General features: G+C 54.6%; 2 tRNA genes. Both read left to right on the top strand.

Features of this window, described 5'->3' with window-relative positions:
• Nucleotide 1: 1 nt before the first annotated feature.
• Nucleotides 2-78, top strand: a tRNA-Met gene (locus tag OGX80_RS00010).
• A 151-nt stretch (nt 79-229) separates the two neighbouring features.
• Nucleotides 230-302 (top strand) — tRNA-Met (locus OGX80_RS00005).

Below are 302 nucleotides of genomic sequence, written 5' to 3'. Positions count from 1 at the left end.
ACGCGGGGTGGAGCAGCCTGGTAGCTCGTCGGGCTCATAACCCGAAGGTCGTCGGTTCAAATCCGGCCCCCGCAACCAATTGAAATATGATGTAATATTTTGCAAAGTAGTTCGAATCACAACAAGGCGGCGACGCAGTGAATCCTTAGGAGCTTACTCCAGTAAGTGACTGAGGTGAACGAGGAAAGCCAACGCAGATGTGGTTTGAAATACGAAGCAGAAAGACGGACGCGGGGTGGAGCAGCCTGGTAGCTCGTCGGGCTCATAACCCGAAGGTCGTCGGTTCAAATCCGGCCCCCGCA

The organism is Citrobacter sp. CK194 (assembly GCF_030333395.1).
GTDB lineage: Bacteria > Pseudomonadota > Gammaproteobacteria > Enterobacterales > Enterobacteriaceae > Citrobacter_B > Citrobacter_B koseri.
This window is presented reverse-complemented; position numbering and strand designations above follow the sequence as displayed.